This window comes from Micromonospora chalcea, from assembly GCF_002926165.1.
Classification (GTDB): Bacteria; Actinomycetota; Actinomycetes; order Mycobacteriales; family Micromonosporaceae; genus Micromonospora; species Micromonospora chalcea.
Genome location: NZ_MAGP01000086.1, coordinates 57,071 through 83,170, shown reverse-complemented (window position 1 = coordinate 83,170; position 26,100 = coordinate 57,071). Strand labels below are relative to the sequence as shown.

Genomic DNA, 26,100 nt, shown 5'->3' with positions numbered 1-26,100 from the left:
GGCTCCCCTCGGCCAGCCCGGCATGGGTGGCCCAACTAGACGCGTCAATCCTCCGGGTGGAGTCATCGGGGGAGGCGGGGCCGGAACTGCACCGACGGGAGCTGCCGGATCTCGACCGAATGCCGGCCGAGGTCCACACATCGGCACCCCTGGGTTGACTCCCTTGGGCGGCGCGCCCGGCCTGTCTCCCAGCCACGGGAGGCAGAGTAGTATGGGCTTGAATAGGGATTCAGAACTTCGCTGGGATGCGGACAACCCCTGGGAAGTCGAACGTGGCGTCGATCCAATCTTGGAGCCACCTGACGAGGGACCGATTGACCCGGGACCCGCCATAGGCTTCAATCGGTGATTCTCGAAGCACTGCTCGTGGCACGGAGCTTGGCCGTGTCACTCACCATCTCACTGAGCCCTGGCTTGATGACATCAGCATTGTCACCGGCCGCGGACGGGTCAGATCGGGTGAGAGGTGATCAGTGGCACCTAAGGTTCTTGAGGGCCACAGAGGCCCACGACATCAGTCAAGGCGATGGGATTGTTGTAGCAGTTCCTGACACGGGAGTAGAGGCTCACCCGGATCTAGAGAAGAACTTAGTTCCAGGAACAGATGTTATTTCGGGAGGAAGCGGAGACGGCCTTCGTGACACGAATAGTCACGGCACCGGCATGGCGGGCCTCATCGCAGCGCATGGGCGGGGAGGGACTCGTGGGGCACTCGGAGTGGCACCGAAATCCAAGATCCTCCCAATCTTCGACACGCCAACGACCGGACTAGGCCAGCCCGATGACTTAGCGGCCAGCATTGAGTATGCAATAACTCAACATGTAGATATAATAAGTATATCCGCGGCCAGCACCCCTACTCCTCGCTTGCAATCTGCGGTCAAATCCGCACTCAATGCGAATATCGTCGTAGTAGCAGCCGTTGGGAATTTCCCGAGCGAAACCTCGATTAGCTATCCGGCATCCGAGCAGGGCGTGATTGCCGTAGGCGGCGTTGACAGGCAAGGCAACAAAGCGGAATTCTCGGTCTCCGGGGCGGATGTGGATATCGTCGCGCCCGCAGTGGACATTTACTCCACTAGCCTCGCGGGTCGATACCGCCGGAGTACCGGTACGTCAGATGCCACCGCGATTGTGGCCGGCGCTGCTGCCCTGATCCGCTCCAAGTACCCCAACCTCCCCGCGCAGGAAGTCGCCCACCGGCTGACCGCCACCGCCGTCGACAAGGGACCACCAGGCCGCGACGACCAGTACGGCTACGGCGTCATCGACCTGGTAGCGGCGCTCACCGCTGATGTCCCCCCGCTCGGCTTCGAGTCCTCGAACGTCACGCCACCGGCGTCGGCGGAGGCAGCCCCGGAAAAGGGCGACGACAGCAGCGCGACCGTACGCGGGCTCGCCACCCTGGGTGTGCTGGTGGCGGCGGGCGGCGGATACCTGTTCTGGCGTCGGCGCCGACGTGCCGACGACCCGCCGCCGAGGGTCAGCCGGTAGCGTCGGCGGGGTGTCGACCTCCGTACCGGTGCGCCTCGTGCTCGCCTCGCAGTCTCCCGCCCGCCGCAAGTTGCTCCAGGCCGCTGGCATCGAGCCCGACGTGCTGGTCAGCGGCGTGGACGAGTCGCAGGTGGTCAGCGAGCGCGCCGAGGATCTGTGTCTGGAGTTGGCCCGGTTGAAGGCGCAGGCCGTACGCGATCGGCTGCGGCCGTCGCGGGATGAGCGCACTCTCGTGCTCGGCTGTGACTCGGTGCTGGCCTTCGACGGTGAGATCCTCGGCAAGCCTGATGACGCGGCGGACGCCACCCGGCGGTGGCAGCGGATGCGCGGGCGCAGCGGTGTCCTGCACACCGGGCACAGTCTGATCGACGTGACGTACGAGTCGCGGGCCGAGGCCGTCGCGTCGACCACTGTGCATTTCGCCGACATCAGCGACGAGGAGATCGCCGCGTACGTGGCGACGGGCGAGCCGCTGGCCGTTGCCGGCGCGTTCACCATCGACGGGCTGGGCGGCGCGTTCCTGACCGGGATCGAGGGTGACCCGGGCACAGTGGTGGGGTTGTCCCTGCCGTTGCTGCGCCGACTGCTCGCCGAGGTGGAGCTGAGCATCGTCGACCTGTGGACGAAGGTCGCGCCCGGGGGCCAGGAGATCGAGCATCTCGGCTAACGTCCGGACATGACCACGAAGCCTCTGCCGCTAACCCCGGAACTGCACGCCTACCTGGTGGCCCACGGGTCCGCGCCGGACGAGATCGTCCGGGAGCTGGCCGAGGAGACCCGGGCGGCCCTGCCCGCCGAGGCGGTCATGCAGGTCGCGCCGGAGCAGGCGGCGTTCCTGACGTTCCTGACCCGGCTGCTCGGCGTACGGCAGGCGGTCGAGGTGGGCACGTTCACCGGCCTCTCCTCGCTGGCGATCGCCCGGGGGCTCGCCGATGGCGGGCGGCTGACCTGCTTCGACATCTCCGAGGAGTACACGGGCGTGGCCCGGCGCTACTGGGAGCGCGCCGGTGTGCAGGACCGGATCGAGCTGCGCATCGGCCCGGCCGCCCAGACGCTGCGCGAGCTGCCCCGCGAGCGTTACCTGGACTTCGCGTTCATCGACGCGGACAAGGTCGGCTACCCGATCTACTGGGACGAGCTGGTGCCGCGCATGCGCCCCGGCGCGGTGGTCGCCGTCGACAACACGCTGCGCGACGGCCGGGTGCTCGCCCCGCGCAACGCCGACGACCGGGCGATCGCCGCCTTCAACGACGCGGTGATCGCGGACGTGCGCGTCGAGGCGGTCATGCTGCCGATCGCCGACGGCGTCACACTCGCCCGAGTGCTCTGAGCCGGCCCGAACACAACCTCGCCGAAGTGGCGGCAACCCTGAACACCAGATACCGCCACCTCGCCGAAACGGAGTCGATCAAGTCGCGCGGACCGGCGCGGGCAAGGCACGCCCCAGCCGCACCGTCAGCAGCACCGCCACCGCGATGAACGCGGGCAGCAGCAGGAACGCCGGGTGCGGGCCGGCGCCGTCGGCCACCCAGCCGAGCGCGACCGGCGCGATCCCGAAACCCACACCCATCGAGTACGCCGACCAGCCCGCCGCCTTGTCGGCGGCCGGACCGGCGACTGCGAGCGCGATGGAGATCGCCAGCGGGTAGTGCAGCGCGTTGCCCAGGCCGAGCACGACCAGGCCGGTGACGGCGAGCCAGCCGACCGTACTGCCCCAGAACAGCGCGAACCCGGCCAGCGAGACGGTGAGCGCGCCGAGCAGCAGCGGCACCGGCGGCCAGCGCAGCGCGGCCCGGCCACCGGCGATCCGGCCGGCGAACATGCCGCAGACGATCGCGGCCACCGCCGCCGACGCCCCGCCCGCGCTCAGCCCGGCGTGGGTCCGCAGCACGTCGGCGGTCCAGAGCGACAGGCAGACCTCGATCGACCCGGTGACGGACATCAGAATCCAGGCGATCCAGTACGCACGCGGCAGCCGCCCCGCTGCCCCACGCACCCCGGAGGCGGGCACCTCCGACGCCGGCAACCCCGGCGCGGGCACGGCCGAAGCGGGCACAGGCGCGGCGCCCCCGGACGACACGGTGACGGGAGCGCCCGAAGCGGGCACGGCGGCGTCGGATGCGCCGACGGCGGGTACTGCCGGAGCGGGCGCGGCGTCCTCGGCCACCCCGGACGTGGGGACGGCGGGCACCCGGGTGGATGCGGCCACGGCGACCGGTGTGCCGGCAGCCGCGACAGCGGGGGCGCGGTTCGGCCCGCGTACCCGGAAGGTCAGAGCCGCGAGCGCGACAAGCGTGATCAGCCCGACCTCGACGGCCATCAGCGGTCGCCAGCCGAGGCCGGCGTCGACGCTGGCGCCGATGGTCAGCGGCGCCAGGATGCCCATGCCGGCGCACGCGGCGTTGGCCTCGGTGAGCGCGGCGGGGGCGGCGGGTCCGTGCCGGGCGGTGAGCACCACGCTGACGCCACTGACGATCATCATGCCGAAGGTGGCGATGACCGCGACGGCGGCGAGCGTGGCCGGTAGCGGGCGGAGCAGGCCGAGCGCGGTGACGCCGGCGGCGACGCCGGCGAGGCCGAGCCAGATGGCGGGGCCGCGGCCGAGGCGGCGGGCGACCGGGGCGAACAGCGCTCCGCCGGCCAGCGCGCCGACGGCGATGCCGGTGCTGTGCAGGCCGGCGACGGCGGCGCTGGTGCCCTGTTCGTCGCGGAGCAGCGGTACGACCGGGCCGAATCCGTAGAGGAAGAAGCCCCAGAGACCGAGCTGGGCGTAGGTCAGCCAGGTGATCCGGTCACGGGTGAGGCGGGGCACCGGCCCACGCTACGCGCGTGGCACCGGTGCCCCCTGCCTCCTGAGAGGTACGTCTCCCCTGGTCAGCGGACACTGCGGGCGAACTGGCGGGCGGCCCAGAAAACGCCTGCGGCGGCGAGCACCGCGATGATGCCGAGGCCCTGCCAGACGCGGTCGTTGCCGAGGTCGCCGTTGAACAGCGCGCGCGTGCCCTCGACCGCCCAGGAGAACGGGTTCCACTTGGCCACGCCCTGGAGCCAGCCCGGCGCGAAGGTGAGCGGCAGCAGGATGCCGGAGAGCAGCAGCACCGGCTGCGCGACGGTGTTCATGAGCGGGGCGAGCGCGTCCTCGCTCTTGACCTTGAGCGCGATGCCGTAGGAGACGGCCGAGGTCATCAGCGCGATGAGGGCGAGCATCAGGTACGCCAGGAGCAGGTTGCCGATGAAGACGCGCAGGTCGAACGCGAGCGCCAGCAGCGTGATGATGACCGCCTGCGCGATGAGCGAGACCACGTCCCGCAGGGACCGGCCGAGCAGCAGCGCGAGCCGGCTGACCGGGGTGACCCGGGAGCGTTCGATCACGCCGGCCCGCAGTTCGGCGATCAGGCCGAAGCCCTGGAACAGGCCGCCGAAGATGGCCAGCAGCACGAGCAGGCCGGGCACGAAGATCTTGTACGCGGCGGCCTGCGTCGGGGCGTTCAGCGCGGGCTTGAGCAGCGGGGCGAACAGGAGCAGGTACATCACCGGCTGGAAGACGCCGACGAAGATCCACACCGGGTTGCGCAGCAGCAGTTGCGTCTGGCGCTGGAAGATCAGCCAGGTGTCGCGGGCGAGTTTCATGACAGCTTCTCCGGGGGTCAGGACTCGCGCAGCGAGCGGCCGGTCTTGGTGAGGAAGACGTCGTCGAGGCTGGGCCGGTGCAGCTCGATCGAGCGCAGGTCCAGCCCGGCGTGGTCGAGGCGGCGCAGCACCTGCGGGATGGCGGTGGCGCCCTCGTCGACGTAGAGGCGCAGGCCGCCCTCGTCGACGGTCTCCAGCTTGCTCACGTACGCCTCGGTGTCGAGCAGTTCGGCGGCGCGCGGGGTGCTCGGGGCGTCCAGTCCGACGATCACCACCTCGCCGGAGATCTCCCGCTTCAGCTCGGCCGGCGTGCCCTCGGCGACGATCTCGCCGTGATCCATGATCGCGATGCGGTCGCAGAGCGCGTCCGCCTCGTCCAGGTAGTGCGTGGTGATGAAGACGGTCATCCCCTCGGTACGCAGCCGGCGGATCTCGTCCCACATGTGCGCGCGGCTCTGCGGGTCGAGGCCGGTGGTCGGCTCGTCCAGGAAGACGATCTTCGGCTCGTGGATGATGCCGAGCGCGATCTCGACCCGCCGGCGCTGGCCGCCGGAGTAGGTCTTGCACTTGCGGTCGGCGTACTCGGTGAGCTGGAAGGCTTCGAGCGCGCGCTCGGCGCGTCGGTGCGCCTCGGCCTTGCTAATGCCGTAGAGGCGAGCCTGGAGCACCAGCTCCTCGCGGGCGCTCGACTCGTCCCAGGTGCTGCCGCCCTGGGCCACGTACCCGATCCGGCGGCGCACCTCGGCCGGGTCCTTGCGCAGGTCGGCGCCGGCCACGGTGGCCTCGCCGCCGTCCGGCTCGATGAGCGTGGCGAGCATCCGCAGCGTGGTGGTCTTGCCGGCGCCGTTGGGCCCGAGGAAGCCGAAGATCTCCCCCTCGGCGACGTCGAGGTTGACGCCGCGGACGGCGTCCACGGTCTTCGTCTCGCGACCCTCGCGGGAGCGGTACGACTTCCGCAACCCCCTGGTCTCGATCATCTCTGCTCCTGGTCGTCCGGGCGGGCCTGACCGGCCGCCGATCGTCCGCGAGGACGCACGAATCCCCCGCGATTCCTGCCGAGGCTAACGCGATATAGCTTCTTTGGTCAACGTTGATTATGTCGTGTCATCGGGAGCCGTCGGTCCAGCCCGACCAGCCCTCGGCCCGCTCCATCCCATCGGGCAGGTACGACACTCCCGACTCGATCCGCTCCGCGATCCGCTCGCACCACGCCGTCTCCGCCTCGGCGCGGGCCAGCCACAGCTCGAACATCCACCCGACGTGCACCGGCTTGCGGGTGCGTACCCAGTCCGAGTCGAGCGAGGCGCGCATCGACTCGACCCCGGCGCGAAGGAGGTTCGCCCGGTTGCGCAGCGCCGCCGCGGCCTCCTCGCGCGGCATCGCCGGCAGGAAGGAGAACGCCGCCACGAACGGGTCCGGCGGCTCCTGCACCTGCCACCACTGCGCGCGCAGCAGCGTCTCGAACTCGTCCTCCCCCTTCGCCGTCACCTCGTACGTGGTGCGGGCCGGGCGGGCGCCCACCTGCTCGACCGAGACGGTCCGCAGCAGGCCCTCGTCGGTGAGTTTGCGCAGCGCGTGGTAGATCGAGCCGGGCTGCACGTTGGCCCACTTGTCCGCGCTCCAGCTCAGCAGCTCACGGCGCACGTCGTAGCCGTGCACCGGCTGCATCCACCGGACCAGGCCCAGAATCATCATCCTCGTTGCCGACACCGGACAAGCGTAATAGGCAAATTTGACTACAGTGCCGCATCCCACACTGAGCGATCGTTAGGCTCCGCAGGTAGGCCGCTAAACTCCCGGCAACGACCTCCCGGGAGGAGCCTCAAGGTGCGCAAGGTTCTCATCGCCAACCGCGGCGAGATCGCCGTCCGCGTCATTCGCGCCTGTCGCGACGCCGGCCTGGCGAGCGTCGCCGTCTACGCGGACTCCGACCGGGACGCCCTGCACGCCACGCTCGCCGACGAGGCGTACGCGCTCGGCGGCGACACCGCCGCGGACAGCTACCTGCGCATCGACAAGCTGATCGACGTCGCGGCCCGGTCCGGCGCGGACGCGGTGCACCCCGGCTACGGCTTCCTCTCCGAGAACGCCGACTTCGCCCAGGCCGTCATCGACGCCGGGCTCACCTGGATCGGCCCCACCCCGCAGGCGATCCGCGACCTCGGCGACAAGGTGACCGCCCGGCACATCGCGCAGCGCGCCGGCGCGCCGCTGGTGCCCGGCACCCCCGACCCGGTGGGCAACGCGGACGAGGTGATGGCGTTCGCCGTCGACCACGGCCTGCCGGTGGCGATCAAGGCCGCCTTCGGCGGTGGCGGGCGTGGCCTGAAGGTCGCCCGCACCATGGAGGAGATCCCGCACCTGTTCGAGTCGGCCACCCGTGAGGCGGTCGCCGCGTTCGGCCGGGGCGAGTGCTTCGTCGAGCGCTACCTCGACAAGCCGCGCCACGTCGAGGCGCAGGTGCTGGCCGACCAGCACGGCAACGTGATCGTGGTGGGCACCCGGGACTGCTCGCTGCAGCGCCGGCACCAGAAGCTCGTCGAGGAGGCGCCCGCGCCGTTCCTCACCGACGCCCAGCGCGCCCAGATCCACGACAGCGCCAAGGCCATCTGCCGCGAGGCCGGCTACCACGGCGCCGGCACCGTGGAATACCTGGTCGGCGCGGACGGCACGATCTCCTTCCTGGAGGTGAACACCCGGCTGCAGGTCGAGCACCCGGTCACCGAGGAGACCGCCGGCATCGACCTGGTGCGCGAGCAGTTCCGCATCGCCGACGGGGAGAAGCTGCGCTTCACCGAGGACCCGACGCCGCGCGGACACGCCATCGAGTTCCGGATCAACGGCGAGGACCCGGGCCGCAACTTCCTGCCCGCCCCGGGCACCGTCACCGCGCTGCGCCTGCCCTCCGGGCCGGGCGTGCGGGTGGACACCGGCATCTCGGCCGGCGACGTGATCGGCGGCAACTTCGACTCGCTGCTCGCCAAGGTGATCATCGTCGGCGAGACGCGCGCCGAGGCGCTGGAGCGGGCCCGCCGGGCGCTCGACGAGATGGTGGTCGACGGCATGGCCACCGCGCTGCCCTTCCACCGCCTGGTGATCCGCGACGAGGCGTTCACCGCCGAACCGTTCACCGTGCACACCCGGTGGATCGAGACCGAGTGGGACAACACCGTACCGGCGTTCACCGCCGCCGCCGGCGCCGCCGACGAGCCGGCCGAGCGCGAGACCGTCGTGGTCGAGGTGGGCGGCAAGCGGCTGGAGGTCGTCCTCCCCGCCGGGCTCGGCGCGGGTACGGCGGCAGCCGCGCCCGCCGCGAAGAAGCCGGCCCGCCGGGGCGGCGGAGGCAAGGCGGGTGCCGCGGTCAGCGGCGACACGCTCACCTCGCCGATGCAGGGCACGATCGTGAAGATCGCGGTCGCCGACGGCGACGAGGTGGCCGAGGGCGACCTGGTCGTGGTGCTGGAGGCGATGAAGATGGAGCAGCCGCTGCACGCGCACAAGGCCGGCACGGTCAGCGGGCTCGCCGCCGAGGTCGGCGCGGTGATCACGTCCGGCGCCGCGATCTGCACCATCGCCTGAGGTGTAAGGAAGGGCCCCTTCTTAACGTTTGAGGTAGTGAAGGGGCCCCTTCTTAACAGCGCGAGGCCGGGTGGTGTGAGCCACCACCGGGGGCGGGCACGGCCCGGGGCGGGAATGATGGCCGGGTGCGGTTCCTTCACGGCGCGGTCCCCGCGCACGACCTGACCTACAACGACGTCTTCATGGCGCCCAACCGGTCCGAGGTGGGCTCCCGGCTCGACGTCGACCTGGCCACCACCGACGGGACCGGCACCACGATCCCGCTCGTGGTGGCGAACATGACGGCCGTCGCGGGCCGGCGGATGGCCGAGACGGTGGCCCGGCGCGGCGCGGTGGCGGTGATCCCGCAGGACATCCCGATCGAGGTCGTCGCCGACGTGGTGGGCTGGGTCAAGCAGCGGCACCTGGTGCACGACACGGCGATCGCCCTCGGCCCGACCGACACCGTCGGCGACGCCATCCATCTGCTGCCGAAGCGGTCGCACGGCGCGGTGGTGGTGGTCGACGGGGACGGCCGGCCGATGGGCGTGGTGACCGAGGCGGACACCGTCGGGGTGGACCGCTTCGCCCAGCTCCGGCACGTGATGTCGACCGAGCTGCACACCGTGCCGGCGGACGCGGACCCGCGTACCGGATTCGACCGGCTGTCGGCGGGCCGGCGGCGGATCGCGCCGGTGGTGGACGGCGACGGCCGCCTGGTCGGGGTGCTGACCCGGCAGGGCGCGCTGCGCGCCACGCTGTACAAGCCCGCGGTGGACGACCGGGGGCGGTTGCGGATCGCCGCCGCGGTGGGCATCAACGGCGACGTCACCGGCAAGGCCGCCGCCCTGCTGGAGGCCGGGGTGGACACGCTCGTCGTGGACACCGCGCACGGGCACCAGGAGCGGATGCTCCAGGCGCTGCGGGCGGTCCGCCGGCTGGACCCGCCGGTGCCGGTGGCGGCGGGGAACGTGGTCACCGCTGATGGCGTACGTGACCTGGTCGACGCCGGTGCGGACATCGTGAAGGTGGGTGTCGGGCCGGGCGCGATGTGCACCACCCGGATGATGACCGGCGTGGGCCGTCCGCAGTTCTCCGCGGTGCTCGACTGCGCCGCGGCGGCCCGCTCGCTGGGGCGGCACGTGTGGGCCGACGGCGGCGTACGCCACCCGCGCGACGTGGCGCTGGCGCTGGCCGCGGGCGCGTCGAACGTGATGATCGGCTCCTGGTTCGCCGGCACCTACGAGTCCCCCGGCGACCTGTACACCGACGCCGACGGGCGGCGCTACAAGGAGAGCTTCGGCATGGCGTCCTCGCGTGCGGTGAGCGCCCGTACGGCCGAGGACAGCGCGTTCGACAGGGCCCGGAAGGCGATCTTCGAGGAGGGCATCTCCTCGGCCCGGATGTATCTGGACCCGAACCGGCCCGGCGTCGAGGACCTCATCGACGAGATCATCTCCGGGGTGCGCAGCGCGTTCACCTACGCGGGCGCGCGCAGCCTGGAGGAGTTCCACGAGCGGGCGCTCGTCGGTGTGCAGAGCGCCGCCGGGTACACCGAGGGGATGCCGCTGCCGACGAGCTGGTGACGTTCGGCCGGCTCAGTCGAACAACCGCCTGATCACGGTACGGGCGGCAGCCTCCGGGTCGTCGCCCACCCGTGGCGGCAGCGCGCCGGAGAGCCAGAGCGTGGCGAAGCCGTGCACGATCGACCAGGCGGCGAGCGCGTCGGCGTCCGGCTCCCGCCCGGTGTGCCGGGCCACCCCCTCGCGCAGCACGTCGCCGGAGCGGGCGCGGGCGGCGACCAGCTCCGGGTCGTCGGCCCGGTACAGCTCGGGCCGGAACATGACGTCGAAGTGCGCCCGGTGCCGCACCGCGAACCCGACGTAGGCCACGCCGGTGTCGAGCAGGTCGTCCCCGGCCTGCCGCAACGCGTCGGCGAGCAGGTCGAAGCCCTGGGTGGCGAACGCGGTGAGCAGCCCGGCCTTGTCGCCGAAGTGGTGCGCCGGCGCGGCGTGCGAGACCCCGGCGCGCCGAGCCAGCTCACGCAGGCTCAGCGCGGCCGGTCCGGACTCGGCGATCGCCTCGGCGGCGGTGCTCAGCAGGACGCGGCGGAGGTCGCCGTGGTGGTACGAGGCCATGCAGTCACCCTAACTTGTCATTGACAAGATGGCACCATCGCCGCAATCTTGTCAGCGACAAGATGTTCGTCGGAGGGATCGACAATGGCACCCCTGATCGCACTGCTCGCCGGCACCGCGCTGGCCCGGATAGCCGGTCTGCTCGGCGTGGACGCCCTGGACGGGTGGCACCCCGCGCTGCGGGTTGGGCTGGCGCTGATGTTCGTGCTGACCGGCGTGGCCCACTTCGCGTCCCGTCGCGACGACCTCATCGCGATGGTCCCGCCGTCCCTGCCCCGGCCGGACCTGCTGGTCACAGTGACCGGCGTGCTGGAGCTCGCCGGCGCGCTCGCGCTGCTGTTCCCGGCCACCGCGCGCCCGGCGGCGGCCGGGCTGGCACTGCTGATGCTCGCCATGTTCCCGGCCAACGTGTCAGCCGCACGGCGACGCCTCACGCTCGCCGGGCGCCCGGTGACGCCGCTCGGCGTCCGTACCGCGCTCCAGGTCGTCTTCGTGGCCGCGGCGCTGGCGGTGACCCTCGGCGGATGACCCGCCGCGGGCCCGGCGACCCTGCCCGCCCACGCCGACCGGCGGAACCCGGCTCAGGCCCGGGACGGCTCCGTCTCGGCGGGCTGGGATTCCCCGGTCTCCCCATGGCGAACTGTCGGCAGGCGCAGGCAGGCGACCAGGCCGATCAGCAGGAAGCCGGCGCCCGCGAACGCCGCGTACCGGGTGGCGTCGGAGAACGCCGCCTTCGCCTCCTCGGCGATCGGCGCGGTACGCGGGTCCGCCTCCAGCCCGCCGATCGCCGCGCCGGCGCTCTCCTTGACCGCGCTGACCACCTGGTCCCGCTGGGCCGGGTCGAGGCCGGGCTGGTCGGCCAGGCGGTCGCCGAGCAGCCCGCCGAGGCCGGCGAAGAGCACGGTGCCGAGCACCGCGATGCCGAGCGCTGAGCCGACCTGCCGGGCGGTGCTCTGCAGGCCCGAGCCCTGGCCGCTGCGGCGTACCGGCACCTCGGACAACGAGACGCCGGTGAGCTGGGCGGTGGCCAGGCCGACGCCAACGCCGTAGACGAACAGGAAGCCCACCGGCGCCCACCAGCTGGTGTCCGGCGCGACCACGAATCCGAGCCCGGCCACGCCGACCAGTTCGGCGGCGACACCGAGCTGGACCACCCGGGCCGCGCCCCAGCGCTGGGTCAGCGGCGCACCGATGCCGCTGGCGAGGAAGCTGCCGACGGCGAGCGGCAGCAGCGCCAGGCCGGTCCGGAAGGCGCTGTAGCCGAGCACGTTCTGGAACCACAGTGGCAGCGCGAACAGCAGGCCGAACTCGCCCAGGCTGACGATCGCGGCGGCCAGGATGCCGTTGCGGAACGAGCCGATGCCGAACAGCGACAGGTCGAGCAGCGCCGGACGGCCGGCCCGGTTGCGGCGTACCTGCTGGGTCAGGAAGAGCCCGAGCGCGGCGAGCCCGAGGAGCGCGGCCACCGGCACCGGTGAGATCGACGCGGTCCAGTCCAGCCCGAACAGGCTGAACGGCCGTTCCCGCTCCCACCAGCCGTAGGTGCGGCCCTCGATCAGCGCGAAGACCACGCCGGTCATGCCGATCACGGAGAGCAGCGCGCCGGTGAGGTCCAGGCCGCGTTCGGCCCGGTCGTCGCGGGACTCGGCCACCAGCACGAGCGTCGCCACGATCACGGCGAGGCTGACCGGGACGTTGATGCCGAAGGCCCACCGCCAGGAGTACGTGGTGGTGAGCCAGCCGCCGAGCAGCGGCCCGAGCGCTGCCGCGCCACCGATGGTGGAGCCCCAGACGGCGAACGCGATGCCCTTCTCCCGGCCGGTGAAGTTGGCGTTGAGCAGGGAGAGCGAGGTGGGCAGCATCATCGCCCCGCCGACGCCCTGGAGCACCCGGGCGGCGATGAGCGTCTCGCCGGAGCCGGCGAGCGCGGCGAGGACGCTGGCGACCACGAACACTGTGACGCCGACGAGGAACATCCGCCGCCGTCCGGACCGGTCGGCGAAGCGGCCGGCGACCAGCAGCAACGCGGCGAAGACCAGGGTGTACGCCTCCTGCACCCACTGCGCGTCGGTGGAGGTGATGTCGAGGTCCCGGATGATCTGCGGCACCGCGACGTTCACGATGGTGGCGTCCACGATGATCATCGCTACGCCGAGGCTGATGGCCAGCAGCCCGAACCAGCGTCCGCGCCCGTCGCCGCGCATGGCGCCCTCCCTTTAGCTAGATTTTCTAGCTACCCGAAGTGCTAGCTTTATCCCATGGAGGGGGTGCCGTCAACCGGGGAGCCCGCACCGGGTCCGCCGCCGAGCAGCGAGACCTCCCGGGCGCTGCGCGAGGTGCTGCGGATCGCCGGTGACACCCGGGCCGCGCTGGCCCGCCGCCTGGGCCTCAACTCGACCGACGCCGCCGCGATCCATCACCTGATCTCCAGCCCGGAGCCACTGGGCCCGGTCGAACTGGGCAACCGGCTCGGCATCCGGTCCGCCTCGGCGACCACGCTCGTGGACCGGCTGGTGCAGGCCGGTCACGTCGCCCGGGCCCCGCACCCGCACGACCGGCGTCGGCTCAGCCTCCAGGTGACCGAGAGCGGCGTGGGTGAGGTGCTGGAGGCGCTGCGCCCGATGCTCGTCGGCGTCGACCGGGCGGTCTCCCGGCTCACCCCCGAGCAGGCCGAGGCCACCACGGCGTTCCTGCGCGAGGTCACCGAGGTGATGCGCGAGTACGTCGCCACCGCCCCGGACGAGCCTCCGCGCGCCCGCGCCGACCGCGGCTGAGGAGATTCTCAGAAATAGTTTGGGCCCTGATGGTTCGGGAGCTAATCTGACGCTCGTGAACATGGGCCCGCTCGTCCGCTTCCCCGACGCCCTGCACCACGCGCCACTCGGCCGGCTGGTCTCCATCGCCGGCCACGTCGTCGAGCAGCACTGGGGGCGTTACCTCGCCGAACACCACGGGCTCACGTCCGCCGGCATGCGGGTCCTGATGATCCTCCTCCGATCCGGCGACGTGAGCCACCGGGAAATGGCCGAGCTGTGCTTCGTCCGGCCCGCCACGCTCACCGGCATCGTGGACACCCTCGAACGCGACGGCTTCGTCACCAGGCGCCGCGCGCCCGAGGACCGCCGCACCGTCCGGCTCGCCCTCACCGACAAGGGCGGCGAGCACGCCCGCACCATCATCGACATGATCCACAGCGACCGGCCACTGACGTCCGTCGACGCCGACCCGGACAAGCGGGCGGTCATCCGCGAGTTCCTGATCGAAATCATCACCGGCATGTCCGACGGAGACCTCCGTCGGTTGAACCGGGACAGCGAGTCCGACACCGAGCCGCCAACGGGGAGCCATCCGTGTTGATCCGCCTGCTCCGCACACATCTACGCCCGTACCGACGATGGCTGGTCGCCGTGGTGGCGTTCCAGTTCGTCGGCACCATCGCCTCGCTCTACCTGCCCAGCCTCAACGCCGACATCATCGACCGCGGCGTCGCCGTCGGCGACACCGACCAGATCCTGCGTACGGGCGGCTGGATGCTGCTCGTCAGCCTGCTCCAGATCGCCTGCTCGATCGCCGCCGTCTACTTCGGGGCGAAGACCGCGATGGGCTTCGGCCGCGACGTGCGGGGCGCCATCTTCCGGCGGGTGAACAGCTTCTCCGCCCGCGAGGTGGCCCGGTTCGGCGCGCCGTCCCTGATCACCCGCAACACCAACGACGTCCAGCAGGTGCAGATGCTGGTGCTGCTGAGCTGCACCATGCTGGTCGCCGCGCCGATCATGAGCGTCGGCGGCGTGGTGATGGCGCTGCGCGAGGACGTCGGGCTCTCCTGGCTGATGCTGGTCTGCGTACCGGTGCTCGCCGTCGCGCTGGGCCTGATCATCCGCCGGATGGTGCCGGGCTTCCGGCTCATGCAGACCCGGATCGACACCGTCAACCGGGTGATGCGCGAGCAGATCACCGGCATCCGGGTGGTCCGGGCCTTCGTCCGGGAGCCGTACGAGACCGACCGGTTCCGGGCGGCGAACACCGACCTGACCGCCACCGCGCTGCGGATCGGACGGCTCCAGGCGCTGATCTTCCCGATCGTGATGCTGGTCCTGAACGTCTCCAGCGTCGCGGTGCTCTGGTTCGGCGCGGCGCGCGTCGACTCCGGCCAGATCCAGGTCGGCGCGCTGACCGCGTTCCTGCAGTACCTGATGCAGATCCTGATGGCGGTCATGATGGCCACCTTCATGCTGATGATGGTGCCCCGGGCCGCGGTCTGCGCCGAACGCATCGAGGAGGTGCTGGACACCGACTCGTCGGTGGTGCCGGCGCCCGACCCGGTCACCGAGGTCACCGGCCACGGCGAGCTGGAACTGCGCGGCGCCGGATTCCAGTACCCGGGCGCGAGCGCGCCGGTGCTGCACGACATCTCGTTCCGCGCCGAACCGGGCCGCACCACCGCGATCATCGGCTCCACCGGCGCCGGCAAGACGACGCTGCTGACCCTGATCCCCCGGCTCGTCGACCCGACCGCCGGCGCCGTCCCGGTCGACGGCGTGGACGTCCGGGAACTCGCCCCGGAGGAGCTGTGGCGGCGGATCGGGCTGGTACCCCAGCGGCCGTACCTGTTCAGCGGCACCGTCGCCAGCAACCTGCGGTACGGCAACCCGGACGCCACCGACGCCGACCTGTGGGCCGCACTGGAGATCGCCCAGGCGCGTGACTTCGTCGCCGAGATGGCGGGCGGACTGGACGCGCCGATCGCGCAGGGCGGCACGAACGTCTCCGGTGGCCAGCGGCAACGGCTGGCGATCGCCCGCGCGCTCGTACGCAAACCGGAGATCTATCTCTTCGACGACTCCTTCTCCGCGCTCGACCTCGGCACGGACGCCCGGCTGCGGGCCGCCCTCAAGCCGGTCACCGCGGACGCGGCGGTGGTGATCGTGGCCCAGCGGGTCTCCACGATCGTCGACGCCGACCAGATCATCGTGCTCGAGGACGGGGGTGTCGTCGGGATGGGACGACATGAGGAACTGCTGGAGAGCTGCCCCACGTACGCCGAGATCGTGGCGTCGCAGCAGACGGCGGAGGTGGCCGCGTGAGCGCGCCGGTTCCGCAGCAGAAGAACGAACCGAAGCGGCTGCCTCCGGCCGGACGCCGGCCCGCCGGTGGACCGCCGCACATGAACATGGGCATGCCGGCCGAGAAGGCGATGAACTTCGGGCCGTCGGCGCGCCGCCTGCTGGGGCGGCTGCGGCCGTACCGACTCCAGCTCACCGGCGTGCTCGCGCTGGCCCTGGGCAGCGTCGGGCTCAGCGTCGTCGGACCGAAGGTGCTCGGCCACGCCACCGACATCATCTTCAGCGGGGTGATCGGGCGGCAGCTCCCGCCCGGCACCACCACCGAGGCGGCGGCGGAGGCGGCCCGCGCCGAGGGCAACGGCAACTTCGCCGACATGCTGGCCCGGATGGACGTCATCCCCGGCGCCGGCATCGACTTCGACGCGCTGGGCCGGGTGCCGGCGTTCGCGGTGGTGCTCTACATCGGCGCGAGCATCCTGCAGTGGGCGCAGGGCTGGGTGCTCAACGGGGTGGTGCAGCGCACCGTGCTCAAGCTGCGCGCCGACGTGGAGGACAAGCTCAACCGGCTGCCGCTGCCGTACTTCGACAAGCAGCCCCGGGGTGAGCTGCTGAGCCGGGTCACGAACGACATCGACAACGTGTCGCAGACGCTGCAGCAGACGCTCAGCCAGTTGCTCACGTCGCTGCTCACAGTCGTCGGCGTACTCGGAATGATGTTCTGGATCTCGCCGTTGCTGGCGCTGGTCGCGCTGGTCGCGGTGCCGCTGTCGGTGGTGGTCACCGGCCAGATCGCGAAGCGGTCCCAGGGCAAGTTCATCGCGCAGTGGAAGCACACCGGCGAGCTGAACGGCCAGATCGAGGAGGCGTACACCGGGCACGAGCTGGTCAAGGTCTTCGGCCGGCAGAAGGAGGTCGAGGCCGCCTTCCACGCCAAGAACGAGGAGCTGTTCCGGGCCAGCTTCGGCGCGCAGTTCGTCTCCGGCATCATCATGCCGGCGATGTTCTTCATCGGGAACCTCAGCTACGTCGCCATCGCGGTGGTCGGCGGGCTGCGGGTGGCGTCGGGCTCGATGAGCCTCGGTGACGTGCAGGCGTTCATCCAGTACTCGCGGCAGTTCACCCAGCCACTCACCCAGGTCGCCTCGATGGCCAACCTGCTGCAGTCCGGCGTGGCCTCGGCCGAGCGGGTCTTCGCGGTGCTCGACGCCGACGAGCAGAGCCCCGACCCGGCCGAGCCGGCCCGGATCGCCGACCCGCACGGGCGGGTCGAGTTCGAGCACGTCTCCTTCCGGTACGACCCGGAGAAGCCGCTCATCGACGACCTGTCCCTGGTCGCCGAGCCGGGCCACACGGTCGCCATCGTCGGTCCCACCGGCGCGGGCAAGACCACGCTGGTCAACCTGGTCATGCGGTTCTACGAGCTGGACGCCGGCCGGATCACGCTGGACGGGGTGGACATCTCCACGATGCGCCGCGACGACCTGCGCGGCCGGATCGGCATGGTGCTGCAGGACACCTGGCTGTTCGGCGGCACCATCCGGGACAACATCGCCTACGGCCGCCCGGACGCCACCGAGGAGGAGATCCTCGCCGCCGCGCGGGCCACGTTCGTGGACCGGTTCGTCCGCAGCCTGCCGGACGGCTACGACACCGTGATCGACGAGGAGGGCAGCAACGTCAGCGCCGGCGAGAAGCAGCTCATCACCATCGCCCGCGCGTTCCTGGCCGAGCCGTCGCTGCTGATCCTGGACGAGGCGACAAGCTCGGTGGACACCCGCACCGAGGTGCTGCTCCAGCGCGCCATGGCGGCGCTGCGCTCGGACCGGACGAGCTTCGTCATCGCGCACCGGCTCTCCACCATCCGCGACGCCGACCTGATCCTGATGATGGAGCAGGGCCGGATCGTGGAGCAGGGCACCCACGAGCAGCTCGTCGCCGCCGGTGGCGCGTACGCCCGGCTCTACCGGGCGCAGTTCACCGGCGCGGTGATCACCGACGAGGTACCGGCGCCGGCACCGGCCGGCCCGCCGAACGGAATGCGTGCCGGTGCCGGCACGCCGGTCGGGAACTGACGTGGACCCGGCCACAGGTCCGACACCGGTCCCCGTCCGGGTGCCTTCCCGGCACCCGGACGGGCCGGGGTCAGACCGGGAGCAGCGCCGCCGACCGGCTCGCGACCACCGCGCCGATCAGGCCCAGCGCCTGCGCGGCGGGCATCGGGTCGAGCACCCGGCCGTCGCGCAGACGCAGCGAGAGCGACCCGTCGGCCGCCTCCCGGGGGCCGACCACCCCGGTGTACGGGATGCGCCTGCGGGCCGCGTCGCGGATGCGGGCGCCGAGCGAGCCGGCATGGTCCACCTCGGCCCGCAGCCCGGCCGCCTCCGCCCGGCGGGCCAGCCCGGCGGCCGCGTCGGCCTGCGCCGCGTCGAGCGGGAGCAGCAGCAACTGCACCGGGGCGTACCAGGCCGGGAACGCGCCCTCGTGCACCTCGATCAGGTACGCGAACAGCCGCTCCATGCTGCCCACCAGGCTGCGGTGCACCATCACCGGCCGTTTCCGGCGGCCGTCCGAGTCGGTGTACGACAGGTCGAACCGCTCCGGCTTGTCGAAGTCGAGCTGGACGGTGGAGATGGTCGACTCCCGACCGGCCGCGTCCACGATCTGAATGTCGATCTTCGGGCCGTAGAACGCGGCCTCGCCCGGCGCCTCCACGACGTCCACCCCGTCGAGCGCCGCGCGCAGCAGGTCCTCGGCCCGCGCCCAGCTCGCGTCGTCGCCCACGTACCGCTGGCCCGGCCCGCGCAACGACAGCCGCAACCCGGCGGGACGCACGCCGAGCGCGGCGTGCGCCTCGCCGATCAGCCGCAGGACCTCGCGGACCTCGTCACCGACCTGGTCCAGCGCGCAGAAGGTGTGCGCGTCGTTGAGCGAGATGGCGCGCACCCGGGACAGCCCGCCGAGTACCCCGGAACGCTCCGCCCGGTACATGCCGCCCAGCTCGGCGATCCGCAGCGGCAGCTCCCGGTAGGAGCGGCCCCGGGCGCGGAACACCAGCGCGTGATGTGGGCACAGCGCCGGACGCAGCACGAACTCGTCGTCGGCGCTCAGCCGCATCGGCGGGAACATGTCGTCGGCGAAGTAGCCGAGGTGCCCGGACAGCTCGAACAGCTCCCGTTTGCCCAGCGGCGGCGAGTAGACGTGCCGGTAGCCGGCCCGCCGCTCCAGCTCCCGCACGTACTCCTCGACGGCGTGCCGGGCGGCGGCGCCGTCCGGCAGCCAGATCGGCAGCCCGGCGCCCGCGAGCGGGTCGGAGACGAACAGCTCCAGGTCCCGGCCGAGCCTGCGGTGGTCGATCATGTCGCTCTCCTTGATCGGGTACGACCCGGAGGCGAGCAGGCCCGGAACGCCGCGAGGCCCCGGAGCGGATCGCCCCGGGGCCTCGTCGACGGAAACGTCAGTGCGGCGCGCCGGGAACACCCGGCGTCGTGGTCACTACCGCGCTGCGCATGCCCCGACCGTAGACGCGCGGACGGCACCGGCGCACCTGGATTTCGGAGAGAGGGTGCGGGTCGCCGACACGGGACCTGCCGGCGACCCGCGGCGGCCCGGACATCGGGAACGGGGGACCCGACGGCTCCGGTGCCGCGTCCCGCCAACGGTACGCCGCGATCCGTCGATCCGCCGCCCCGCTCCGCGGCCCCGCCCATCCGTCACTTCCGGCCGGGTCGGCTCGTTCCACACCTACGGCCCGTCGGTGTCGCTGGTCACCGCCAGGTGGGGCCGGTGGTGGTGACGCCGGACACGGCGTCACCCTCGATCCGGTCGAACGGAGAACTCCGGCGAGGTGGCGGTCGTGGCCGAGCTCATCTCTGACGTCGCGTCGCCCATGTGGGCGTACGCGCTGCTGCTGACCCTGCTGATCGCCGACGCCTTCGTCCCGGTGGTGCCGACCCAGCTCGTCATGATCACGAGTGGGGCGCTGACCGTCTACGGCGGGCTCAGCCTGCCGGTCACCATCGCTGTCGGCGCGGCCGGCGTCTTCATCGGCGACCTGACCTGCTACCTGATCGGCCGCACCACGCCGACCCGCCGGCCGGCACGGGCCACGCCACGCGGACGGGCACGCCGGGCCGTCACCCGGGTCACCCGCGGGCTGCGCGAGCCGGGGCCGCTGGTGATCCTGCTCTGCCGGTTCGTGCCCGGCGGCCGGATGGCGGCCTGCTTCTCGGCCGGCCGCAGCCGCTACCCGTACCGCCTCTTCCTGCCCTACGAGGCGGCGGCGGCGCTCGCCTGGTCCAGTTACGGCGCGCTCGTCGGCCACCTGGGCGGTACGGCGCTGACCCACTCGGCGTGGCGGCTGCTGCTGATCGGTGGGGTGGCGGCGGCCGGGTTCGCGCTGGCCGGATGGGCGATGACCTGGATCAGCAGCGCCCGGCAGACCCGCGCCGAGGCCACCGCCGACTCGACCGGCAGCTGACCCCCGAGCACCTGATCGACGTGAAGGAAGAACAGGCCATGAGCGACACGGCGGCGTGGCACGACGTCAAGGCCAGGGCTCGGCGAATCGATCCCTCATGGGATGACGCCGAGCGCGTGACCCGGCGCGGGCAGCTCAGAGAACAGATGCTGGCCTCGATCAACGGCGCGCAGTCGACGGGAGACCCGGCAGACGATGCGCCTTCACCCGACGGGACCTGACGCCGTTCTCGGGGGTCCGGTAGGGGACGACCCGGGTAGCGAAGTGGGTGGTGGTCCCGGATCCGTCTGGGGCGGTTCCGGCGACAGGCTGGCCGTATGCCTGGAACGCGGAGCAGCGGCCTGTTGGCCCTCGGCGGGATCGTCCTGGCGGCGGTGCTCGCGGTGATGGGTCACGTCGGGGTGAGCGACGATCTGGATCCCTGGTCGCTGACCGTCAGCGACTTCGCCGTCTCCGATCGGGGCGGCGTCATCGACACCGCGATGGCGGTGCTCGCGGCGGCCAGCCTGGTGCTGCTGCCGGCGCTGCGCCGGGCCGGTGCGGGCCGGGTGCCGCTCGCGCTGCTCACCGCCTGGTCGGCCGGGTTGCTGGCCGCGGCGGTGGTGCCCACTAACGAGCCGGGTACGCCGATGGACACCGCCGCGTACGTGCACCGGTACGCCTCGGTGCTGTCGTTCCTGGCCCTGCCCGTGGCCGGCTGGCTGCTGGCCCGCAACCCGGTCGCGGGAGCCGCGGCCTGGCTGCGCGGCCTGACCGTGGCCAGCCTGCTGCTGGCGGGCGCGATGATCTGGTCCGCCTACCCCGGCGACCGGGCCCTGCTGGGCCTGATCGAGCGCGCGCTCATCCTCACGGAGACGGCAGTCATCACCACCCTGGCCCTGCACCTCACCCTGACCAAAGTCGTCGATCATGCAGTTGTGACCCCGCACAGACCGGGCATACCGGTCGGATCGGGGGCCGCAACTCCATGATCGACGAAAGAAGGGGGCTACTCCAGCTCGTGGAGCATGAGCTGGCGGGCGGCCTCGGTGATGGAGCCGGACAGGCTCGGGTAGATGGTGATGGTGTGGGCCAGCTCGTTGACGGTGAGGTTGTTCTCCACCGCCATCGTGATCGGCAGGATCAGCTCGCTGGCCTTCGGCGCCACCACCACGCCGCCGATCACCTGGCCGCTCGCGGGCCGGCAGAACAGCTTGACGAAGCCGTCGGCCAGGTCGTCCATCTTCGCCCGCGCGTTGCCGGACAGCGGCAGCATCACCTGGCGGGCCGGGGTCTTGCCGGCGTCCACCTCGTCCTGGGAGACGCCGACGGTGGCCAGCTCCGGGTCGGTGAAGACGTTCGCCGCGACGGTACGCAGCCGCAGCGGCCGGACCGCCTCGCCCAGCGCGTGCCACATGGCGATCCGGCCCTGCATGGCCGCGACGCTCGCGAGCGGCAGCACGCCGGTGCAGTCGCCGGCCGCGTAGATGCCCGGCACGTTGGTACGGGACACCCGGTCGACAGTCACGTAACCGCCCCGGGCCAGCTCCACGCCGTACTCGGCCAGGCCCAGGTCGGCGGTGTTCGGGATCGAGCCGACGGCGATCAGCGCGTGCGAGCCGGTGACCTGGCGGCCGTCGGAGAGCACCACCTCCACCCCGTCGCCGACGCGGCGGACCGCCTCGGCGCGGGAATTGTTCAGGATGCTCATGCCCCGGTTGCGGAACACCCGCTCGATCGCCATCGCGGCGTCGGCGTCCTCGTGCGGCATGACCCGGTCCCGGCTGGAGACCAGCGTGACCTTGACGCCCATGGCCAGGTACGCGCTGGCGAACTCGGCGCCGGTCACGCCGGAGCCGACCACGATCAGGTGCTCGGGCAGGTCGGGCAGGTCGTACACCTGACGCCAGGTCAGGATGCGCTCGCCGTCCGGTACGGCGGTGGGCAACTGGCGCGGGGTCGCGCCGGTCGCGACGAGCACCGTCGACGCGGCGATGGAGTACTCCTCGCCGCCGCCGGCCGGGGTGACGATCACGCGGTGGGTGTGGCCGAGCGTGTCCTCGCCGAGCCGGGCGGTGCCGGCCACGAACTCGACGCCGGCCTTGACCAGCTTGGTGTGGATGTCGGCGGACTGCGCCAGCGCGAGCCGCTTGACCCGCTCGTGCACCGCCCGGGCGTCGACGGTGACCGCCTCCAGGCCGTCGGAGTGCACGCCGAACTCCTCGGTGTCCCGGTAGCCGGTGACCACCTCGGAGCTGGCGATGAACGTCTTGGAGGGCACGCAGTCGGAGAGCACGCAGGCGCCGCCGGCCCCCTCCGCCTCGACCACTGTGACCTCGGCGTCCAACTGCGCGGCGACCAGGGCCGCCTCGTACCCGGCCGGCCCGCCGCCGATGATCACGATCTGGCTCACAGCATTAGCCCCTCGTCTGTGCTCACAGTGACTTTCTTCTCCCCGTCGGGTTCGACACGCACTGTCGTATTCTCCCCCACCCGCCAGCCGGGCTATCGTCGTCGCCGTGCGTCTCTACGCTGCTTACGGCTCAAACCTGGACCCGGCCCGCATGCGCGCCTACTGCCCGCATTCGCCGATGGTGGGTACCGGCTGGCTGGAGGGGTGGCGGCTCACCTTCGCCGGCGAGGACGTCATCGGATGGGAGGGCTCGGTCAGCACCGTTGTCGAGTCCCCGGGTGACCGGGTCTTCGTGGCGCTCTACGACATCCACCCGTACGACGCCGCGCAGCTCGACGAGATCGAGGGCGTGACCGCCGAGACGTACCGCAGGCTGACCGTGCGCGTCTCGACGCTCGACGGCGACGTGACCGCGTGGGTCTACGTGTTCGACGGTTACGAGGGCGGTCTGCCCACCGCGTGGTACCTGTCGGAGCTGGCGAACGCCGCGGAGAAGGCGGGCGCGCCGGACGACTACGTCACCGAGCTGCGGTCCCGCCCCACCGGCACCGCGTCCGCGTAGCGCGTCTCCCACACCCACAGTGTGCGCCGTGCGGCCGCACCCGCGCTCGGCGACCCCGGTACGAGGGGTGCCGGGTCACACCCGCGAGGCGGGCACGCTCCGCTCGTACATGTCGACCCAACGCTCCTCCACCAGCCCGACGGAGCGGTAGAGCGTGACCGGTGCGGTCGGGTTGGCCAGGTCGACACCGAGCCCGGCCCCTTCGCGGCCCTTCGCCGCGTAGACCGCGAAGGCCCGGCGCAGCAGCGCCGCACCCACCCCGCGCCGCCGGTACGCGGGCAGCACCGACAGCGTCCGCACCCACCCCCGGTCCTGGTCGAGCGCCTGGTCGGAGGACTGGAGCGCGCCGGCCGGCTCGCCGTCGACCTCGGCCAGGAACCACTCGTCCCAGACCTTCCCGTACGAGGGCAGCAGGTCCCGCCACTGCTCGAAGTCGAGCGGGTCGTGGTCGGGCGTGTCCCGGAACGCGGTGTCGTAGATCCGGTGGAACAGCCGCAGGTCGTTCTCGTCGTCGGCGCGCAGCGGCCGCACCGTCACCCCGGGCGGGGGCGCCGGTTCGGCGGGCAGGTCGGCCAGCGAGCGGCTCATCCGGATGTAGCGCTTGATCCGGGTGAACCCGGCCTCGGCCAGCTCACCGGCCCAGCGGGTCTCCGGCGCGTACACGCCGGCGCGGGCGGTCAGCGCGGGCAGGCCGCGCTCGGCGGCACGTTCGGCGACCCGCTCCAGCAGCCGCGCCAGCAACGGCGCGCGCAGGTCGGCGCCACGGTCGGGGTCGACCAGGACGTCCACCCATTCCCGGCCGACACCGCTGGGGTTGGCCAGGATCGACCAGGCCACCGCCGTACCGTCCGGGTCGGTGACCAGCCAGGAGTCCCGCGCCGGGTCGACGAACGGCGCGATCAGCGCGGACCGCACATCCTCGGCGTCGAAGTCGGGGTAGCCCACGGCGAACGTGTCGGAGGCGTGCACCACAGCCAGGATCGCGGGCACGTCGTCGAGGGTCGGGCGGCGGGCCGACCAGCCGGCGGGGAGCGTCACGGGCCAGATCCTGGCAGCCGGACCGGCGGGGCCGCCTCCCATTTATCCGCGCCGGGCGCGCTTCCGCGCGGCGGCGAGCAGACCCAGCAGCTCCGCCCCCTCGGCGGTGCTGAGCGCGCGGAACGCCGCCGACGCCAGCCGGTCGGTCACCGCCTCGGCCCACAGTCGGCGTCGCACCAGCGGCCCGACCGGCGGGTACGGGGGCGCCCAGCCGCACGCCGCCGCGCCCGCCTCGCCCTCCGGCCCGGCCAGCACCGCCTCCAGCGGGGTCAGCCCGGCCGCGCGTACCGCCAGCAGGTACGCCCCGGCGAAGTGCTCGCGCAGCAGCAGCATGCCGACCGCCGCCCGGGCGCCCGGCGACGGGTCGGGCACCGGCATGGCCCGCCAGGCGGCGAACAGCGGCATGCCGCTGCCGTCGGCCGCCTCGACCGCCCGGCCCAGCAGCGCGGCGAGCCGGGACGACTCGGCGCCGTCACCGAGCCGGGCGGTGCCCCACCGGCAGCACTCGGCCAGGTTGGCGGCGGCCACCTCCAGCGGCGGGACGGTGCGTGCGGCGGCGTCCCAGCCGTCGGTGACCGCCTCGGGGGCGATGAAGCCCAGCGCCGCGGCGACGGTCTCGGCGCGGACGTCACCGAGCGCACCGGCCCGTCCGGTGATGTAGAAGGCCCACCCGGAGATGCCCAGCAGCCGCGCCCGGCGCAGCGTGGACGGGCAGCGCGCGAACGCCTCCCCGAGTTCGAGCACCAGCGGTTTGCAGGCGGCGGCGAGCTGTTCCGGAGTCATCGGCCGCCCGTCACTCCACCGTAGCCATTCATCACGCTCAGTCTGCCCGGTCGTCACCGGTGTCGGCATCCCCCTCTTCGGCGTCGAGCGCCTCCAACACGGCCTCCACCTCACCGGCCCGGCGCCGGGCCGCGGAGGCCGCCCGTTCCGCGCCCCGCCGGGCCAGCCGGGCCCGGCTCAGCTCCTGCTCGGCCACGGCCCGGCGACGCTCCAGCTCGGCCAGTTCGGTCTCGATCCGGTCCAGCGTCGCGGCGCCGTCCCGCTCGGCCGCGTCGGCCGCCGCCAGCTCCTTCTCGGCCCGGTCCAGGTCCGTCCGGGCCCGGGTCAGCTCCCGGGTCGCGGTCCGCCGCCGCCCGGCCCGTTCGGCCCGCGCCGCCCGCTCGTTGCGGGCCCGGCGCGCGTCGGCCCGCTCAACCGCCCGATCCGGTACGACAGGCGCCTCCTCGCCCCCTGTCACGAGCCGCAGCTGGGGGCGGGGCACCTCGCCGAACCCGGCGTAGTGGCTGGCCCGCAGCAGGCGTCCGGCGCGTACCTGTTCGGCCACCTCGGTGTCCGACAGCGCGGCGTTGAGTGTCGCCTCCACCTCGCCCAGCGGCAGCCGCCCGGCCGGTGGCGCGGCGGGTTCGGTGGCGGCGAGCCGGCGTACCTCCGCCACCCGCGCGCCCACGACGGCGCGCCGCTGCGCGGACAGTTCCCGCAGCGTGCCGCCGCGCAGGTCGCGCTGCGCGGCGCGTAGCGACTCGGCCAGCTGGCTCAGGTCGGCGACCAGCTCGGGTCGGCGGATGGCGAGCAAATTGACCAGCCAGGCCGCCACCGTGGGCCGGCGCAGCTTGGCGATCTCGCGGGCGGTACGCGGGTCGCCGGACTGCCGCGCCTGCGCGACGGCGGCGTCCCGGGCCGCGACGAACCGGTCCGGCGGCGTGGCGTAGAGCTGCCGGATCACCTCCGCGGGCACCTCGGCCATG

Annotated in this window: 25 protein-coding genes; 14 read left to right on the top strand and 11 right to left on the bottom strand. The window is 72.4% G+C overall.

Features of this window, described 5'->3' with window-relative positions; translation table 11 throughout:
- The first annotated feature begins 366 nt into the window (after positions 1 to 366).
- Genes BAW75_RS08960 through BAW75_RS08950 form a run of 3 tightly spaced genes read left to right on the top strand, consistent with a single transcriptional unit; the run spans position 367 to position 2,824 of the window.
- Positions 367 to 1,494, top strand: a complete 1,128-nt coding sequence (locus BAW75_RS08960) for a S8 family serine peptidase (RefSeq protein ID WP_402925792.1) — start codon at positions 367 to 369, stop codon at positions 1,492 to 1,494.
- A gap of 10 nt (positions 1,495 to 1,504) precedes the next feature.
- Positions 1,505 to 2,161, top strand: a complete 657-nt coding sequence (locus BAW75_RS08955; RefSeq protein ID WP_069087146.1) for a Maf family protein — start codon at positions 1,505 to 1,507, stop codon at positions 2,159 to 2,161.
- 9 nt (positions 2,162 to 2,170) lie between these two features.
- The gene (locus tag BAW75_RS08950) at positions 2,171 to 2,824 is read left to right on the top strand and encodes an O-methyltransferase (protein WP_064447649.1); all 654 of its coding nucleotides are present in this window, start codon (positions 2,171 to 2,173) and stop codon (positions 2,822 to 2,824) included.
- 78 nt (positions 2,825 to 2,902) lie between these two features.
- On the opposite strand, the gene BAW75_RS08945 is transcribed toward BAW75_RS08950, so the two are convergent.
- From BAW75_RS08945 to BAW75_RS08930, 4 genes are all read right to left on the bottom strand, one after another.
- Entirely contained in the window at positions 2,903 to 4,306 is a 1,404-nt protein-coding gene (locus tag BAW75_RS08945) for an MFS transporter (protein ID WP_104113249.1), read from the bottom strand.
- Between the two features lie 62 nt (positions 4,307 to 4,368).
- Positions 4,369 to 5,124: an ABC transporter permease gene (locus BAW75_RS08940; RefSeq protein WP_104113248.1), complete on the bottom strand. Its 756-nt coding sequence runs from the start codon at positions 5,122 to 5,124 to the stop codon at positions 4,369 to 4,371.
- Between the two features lie 17 nt (positions 5,125 to 5,141).
- Complete coding sequence (locus tag BAW75_RS08935) at positions 5,142 to 6,101, bottom strand: daunorubicin resistance protein DrrA family ABC transporter ATP-binding protein (RefSeq protein WP_043326688.1); 960 nt, start codon at positions 6,099 to 6,101, stop codon at positions 5,142 to 5,144.
- Positions 6,102 to 6,228: 127 nt separating this feature from the next.
- On the bottom strand, positions 6,229 to 6,819 hold the full coding sequence (locus BAW75_RS08930) for a PadR family transcriptional regulator (RefSeq protein ID WP_043326691.1): 591 nt from the start codon (positions 6,817 to 6,819) through the stop codon (positions 6,229 to 6,231).
- Between the two features lie 132 nt (positions 6,820 to 6,951).
- On the opposite strand from BAW75_RS08930, the gene BAW75_RS08925 reads away from it, so the two are divergent.
- Together BAW75_RS08925 and BAW75_RS08920 are read left to right on the top strand one after the other, a co-directional pair.
- Positions 6,952 to 8,703 (top strand): acetyl/propionyl/methylcrotonyl-CoA carboxylase subunit alpha, encoded by a 1,752-nt coding sequence (locus BAW75_RS08925; RefSeq protein WP_069087149.1) that lies wholly within the window; start codon positions 6,952 to 6,954, stop codon positions 8,701 to 8,703.
- A 125-nt stretch (positions 8,704 to 8,828) separates the two neighbouring features.
- Entirely contained in the window at positions 8,829 to 10,268 is a 1,440-nt protein-coding gene (locus BAW75_RS08920; protein ID WP_043326696.1) for a GuaB1 family IMP dehydrogenase-related protein, read from the top strand.
- A gap of 12 nt (positions 10,269 to 10,280) precedes the next feature.
- On the opposite strand, the gene BAW75_RS08915 is transcribed toward BAW75_RS08920, so the two are convergent.
- Positions 10,281 to 10,820 (bottom strand): TetR/AcrR family transcriptional regulator, encoded by a 540-nt coding sequence (locus tag BAW75_RS08915; RefSeq protein WP_064447645.1) that lies wholly within the window; start codon positions 10,818 to 10,820, stop codon positions 10,281 to 10,283.
- An 84-nt stretch (positions 10,821 to 10,904) separates the two neighbouring features.
- On the opposite strand from BAW75_RS08915, the gene BAW75_RS08910 reads away from it, so the two are divergent.
- Positions 10,905 to 11,348, top strand: coding sequence for a DoxX family protein (locus BAW75_RS08910; protein WP_104113247.1), 444 nt, complete (start codon positions 10,905 to 10,907; stop codon positions 11,346 to 11,348).
- Positions 11,349 to 11,401: 53 nt separating this feature from the next.
- On the opposite strand, the gene BAW75_RS08905 is transcribed toward BAW75_RS08910, so the two are convergent.
- Complete coding sequence (locus BAW75_RS08905) at positions 11,402 to 13,024, bottom strand: MFS transporter (RefSeq protein ID WP_104113246.1); 1,623 nt, start codon at positions 13,022 to 13,024, stop codon at positions 11,402 to 11,404.
- A 54-nt stretch (positions 13,025 to 13,078) separates the two neighbouring features.
- Here BAW75_RS08905 and BAW75_RS08900 point away from each other — a divergent pair, with 54 nt between their 5' ends.
- From BAW75_RS08900 to BAW75_RS08885, 4 genes are all read left to right on the top strand, one after another.
- Positions 13,079 to 13,594: a MarR family winged helix-turn-helix transcriptional regulator gene (locus tag BAW75_RS08900; RefSeq protein ID WP_064447643.1), complete on the top strand. Its 516-nt coding sequence runs from the start codon at positions 13,079 to 13,081 to the stop codon at positions 13,592 to 13,594.
- A gap of 61 nt (positions 13,595 to 13,655) precedes the next feature.
- Positions 13,656 to 14,177 carry a MarR family winged helix-turn-helix transcriptional regulator gene (locus BAW75_RS08895; RefSeq protein WP_043330646.1) on the top strand — a complete coding sequence of 174 codons (522 nt, stop codon included), beginning with the start codon at positions 13,656 to 13,658 and terminating at the stop codon, positions 14,175 to 14,177.
- Positions 14,171 to 15,904, top strand: a complete 1,734-nt coding sequence (locus tag BAW75_RS08890; protein WP_104113245.1) for an ABC transporter ATP-binding protein — start codon at positions 14,171 to 14,173, stop codon at positions 15,902 to 15,904. The genes BAW75_RS08895 and BAW75_RS08890 overlap by 7 nt, the downstream gene beginning before the upstream one ends.
- Positions 15,901 to 17,955 (top strand): ABC transporter ATP-binding protein, encoded by a 2,055-nt coding sequence (locus BAW75_RS08885; RefSeq protein WP_104113244.1) that lies wholly within the window; start codon positions 15,901 to 15,903, stop codon positions 17,953 to 17,955. Before BAW75_RS08890 ends, BAW75_RS08885 begins: the two co-directional genes overlap by 4 nt.
- 70 nt (positions 17,956 to 18,025) lie before the next feature.
- Here the strand turns inward: BAW75_RS08885 and thrS are convergent, their stop codons facing one another.
- Complete coding sequence (gene thrS, locus BAW75_RS08880; protein ID WP_104113243.1) at positions 18,026 to 19,240, bottom strand: threonine--tRNA ligase; 1,215 nt, start codon at positions 19,238 to 19,240, stop codon at positions 18,026 to 18,028.
- Between the two features lie 496 nt (positions 19,241 to 19,736).
- On the opposite strand from thrS, the gene BAW75_RS08875 reads away from it, so the two are divergent.
- From BAW75_RS08875 to BAW75_RS08865, 3 genes are all read left to right on the top strand, one after another.
- Positions 19,737 to 20,360, top strand: coding sequence for a DedA family protein (locus BAW75_RS08875; RefSeq protein ID WP_043330647.1), 624 nt, complete (start codon positions 19,737 to 19,739; stop codon positions 20,358 to 20,360).
- Entirely contained in the window at positions 20,288 to 20,581 is a 294-nt protein-coding gene (locus tag BAW75_RS08870; RefSeq protein WP_124778836.1) for a hypothetical protein, read from the top strand. The genes BAW75_RS08875 and BAW75_RS08870 overlap by 73 nt, the downstream gene beginning before the upstream one ends.
- Positions 20,582 to 20,677: 96 nt before the next feature.
- Positions 20,678 to 21,331, top strand: coding sequence for a DUF998 domain-containing protein (locus BAW75_RS08865; RefSeq protein ID WP_104113242.1), 654 nt, complete (start codon positions 20,678 to 20,680; stop codon positions 21,329 to 21,331).
- A gap of 17 nt (positions 21,332 to 21,348) precedes the next feature.
- Here the strand turns inward: BAW75_RS08865 and BAW75_RS08860 are convergent, their stop codons facing one another.
- Positions 21,349 to 22,752: an NAD(P)H-quinone dehydrogenase gene (locus tag BAW75_RS08860; RefSeq protein ID WP_043326713.1), complete on the bottom strand. Its 1,404-nt coding sequence runs from the start codon at positions 22,750 to 22,752 to the stop codon at positions 21,349 to 21,351.
- 106 nt (positions 22,753 to 22,858) lie between these two features.
- On the opposite strand from BAW75_RS08860, the gene BAW75_RS08855 reads away from it, so the two are divergent.
- A complete protein-coding gene (locus BAW75_RS08855) occupies positions 22,859 to 23,314 on the top strand; it encodes a gamma-glutamylcyclotransferase (protein ID WP_030501227.1) in 456 nt (151 codons plus the stop codon).
- A gap of 75 nt (positions 23,315 to 23,389) precedes the next feature.
- On the opposite strand, the gene BAW75_RS08850 is transcribed toward BAW75_RS08855, so the two are convergent.
- Genes BAW75_RS08850 through BAW75_RS08840 form a run of 3 tightly spaced genes read right to left on the bottom strand, consistent with a single transcriptional unit; the run spans position 23,390 to position 26,099 of the window.
- The gene (locus BAW75_RS08850) at positions 23,390 to 24,352 is read right to left on the bottom strand and encodes a GNAT family N-acetyltransferase (protein ID WP_043326715.1); all 963 of its coding nucleotides are present in this window, start codon (positions 24,350 to 24,352) and stop codon (positions 23,390 to 23,392) included.
- Between the two features lie 42 nt (positions 24,353 to 24,394).
- Positions 24,395 to 25,135 (bottom strand): SCO6745 family protein, encoded by a 741-nt coding sequence (locus BAW75_RS08845; protein WP_043326717.1) that lies wholly within the window; start codon positions 25,133 to 25,135, stop codon positions 24,395 to 24,397.
- Positions 25,136 to 25,172: 37 nt separating this feature from the next.
- Entirely contained in the window at positions 25,173 to 26,099 is a 927-nt protein-coding gene (locus BAW75_RS08840; RefSeq protein WP_104113241.1) for a hypothetical protein, read from the bottom strand.
- Position 26,100: the final 1 nt, after the last annotated feature.